Here is a 1,974-nt window from a genome sequence, read left to right as displayed (position 1 = left end):
AGTTTGCGGTCTTCCGAATAGAAGCGGCGGCGATGATAGTCCTCTTAGTCGGAGGGCTATCTTTCCTGATCAGTTGGTGCTGGGAACGTATAGAAAGCCGTTCCAAAAACTAAATCTGCATAGCGGCAGAGAACAAAACTTCAGTCCAAATCTTCCTGGAAACCGTGCTCGGCAGCAATGATGTCGCGCCTCTGGAACCGCAAATCTTCCCCTTTTTTGATACCATCAACGTCTCATTCTTCGAAAGCCCTCCCGGCAAATGCGCCAAATGACCAAAAGATCTTGAAGCTTTTCAGAGCTCGCCAGCGCTTCGCACACAAAGACTATTTTTTGACCTGGACCCGTGCATAGGGCCGGAATACTGAGAAAATAGACTTCTGTTGCGACCTGTACCCAAGACTTTGCAAAGTCATCTTCCTGCGCAAAGTGGACATCCGTTGCGATTAAACGAATGACTGCTTCGAGCCCAAAGCAGACATCACACTTGGTGATGGTTTACGATCATAGACATCGCCTGAATGCTATAGATTTGGTGCCAATCAGTGCGGCATGCTAGCATTCACAAGAGATCGAGGTTTGAGGTAAGCAAGACACGGGGGGGCTATGTCAATGACGCTATATGAACGTTTGGGAGGAACGGACGGTATTCGGCGAATAGTCGACGTTCTGGTGGACAATCACTCCAAGAACGTAGTTGTCGCTGCACGATTTGCGGGAACTGACATGGAGCACCTCAAACAGATGGCAGGGGACTTCTTCATAACTGGTTCTGGCGGACCTGAGATATATACAGGCAAGGATATGGTTGCAGCGCATCAGTACATGAACATCAGCGGAGATGAGTTTGTCGCTGTTTTAGACGACGCCATGAACGCCCTAAAGGCTAACGGCGTCGGCCAACGGGAACAAGAAGAGGTCTTATACATTTTATATAGCCTCAAGGACCAAGTTGTAGGTATCTGAGTTTCGCCACAACCGGGTAGAGTCGGCAATATTCAAATCATAAAATAAAAGCTTGCTTGTCCGACTTGCAGACTCTTGAAGTCAAATGGCTTACTATGGGTCAATCGTGCATTTTGGCTTAGAATTTATGCGCAAAAGGAACCTCCAATATGAATAGGAGATTGTCTACTATCTTGGCCGCCGATGTTGTTGGCTATTCCACTCGGATGCGTGAAGATGAAGTCGACACGATAAATCGTGTTACACTGTTAAACGAGTTAATCGGAACTGTTGCCGCCACGCACAAAGGGCGGGTCTTTAACCGCGCGGGTGATGGTTTTCTTTTGGAGTTTTCTAGCCCGGTGGCGGCAGTTCGCTGTGCTTACAACTTACAGCTTCAACTCGCTGCACCAGTAACCAAGCGAGAGATAGGACTAGAAATCAGGGTTGGGGTCCATCTTGCCGATGTCGTAGTAGATGGCGACGATTTGCTTGGCGATGGGGTGAATGTAGCAAGTCGTATTGAGTCTGAAGCTGAGCCGGGCATGGTCCTCGTAAGTAATGCTGTGTTTGATCACGCCAAGCGGTCGGCCCAGCTCAAATTTGAGAACAAGGGCACCCGAAAGCTCAAAAATATTTCCGAACCAATTACGGTCTACGCTGTTGCAGGCGAGCTTGGCACGCACAGCTGCGGAACTGCGCTTATCGAGGACAGTAGCCTTCCCTACGTGGCAGAACTGCAAGAGTCCACCAGCTCAATTGTTGTGCTTCCCTTAAGAACATGAGCAATGATCCCGAGCAGGAGTATTTTTCCGATGGCCTGACGGAAGACATCATTACAGAGTTGTCCCGGTTCCCTGACATCCTCACGATCTCCAGGAATACTAGTTTTGGGTTAAAAGGGGTTGCGGCGGACGCTCGTGAACTTGGACAGAAACTCGGCGTGCGTTTCTGTCTTGAAGGCGGGGTTCGCAAGCCTGTCCTCGTATCCAGCCGGAGCAAAGCGGATACGGTCACACTGAAGTTCCAGTG

At 49.5% G+C, this 1,974-nt stretch carries 2 protein-coding genes and 1 pseudogene; all 3 read left to right on the top strand.

The annotated features are described in order from the left end of the window. Positions 1–609: 609 nt before the first annotated feature. Complete coding sequence (locus GOV53_RS21160) at positions 610–963, top strand: group I truncated hemoglobin (protein WP_217361274.1); 354 nt, start codon at positions 610–612, stop codon at positions 961–963. Positions 964–1,112: 149 nt separating this feature from the next. Further along, positions 1,113–1,727 carry an adenylate/guanylate cyclase domain-containing protein gene (locus GOV53_RS21155; RefSeq protein WP_170470536.1) on the top strand — a complete coding sequence of 205 codons (615 nt, stop codon included), beginning with the start codon at positions 1,113–1,115 and terminating at the stop codon, positions 1,725–1,727. Continuing rightward, positions 1,724–1,974: pseudogene (locus tag GOV53_RS21220) on the top strand (hypothetical protein); the annotation flags it as partial. The gene GOV53_RS21155 and the pseudogene GOV53_RS21220, both read left to right, overlap by 4 nt.

The organism is Ruegeria arenilitoris (assembly GCF_013035315.1).
Classification (GTDB): Bacteria; Pseudomonadota; Alphaproteobacteria; order Rhodobacterales; family Rhodobacteraceae; genus Ruegeria; species Ruegeria arenilitoris_D.
This window is presented reverse-complemented; position numbering and strand designations above follow the sequence as displayed.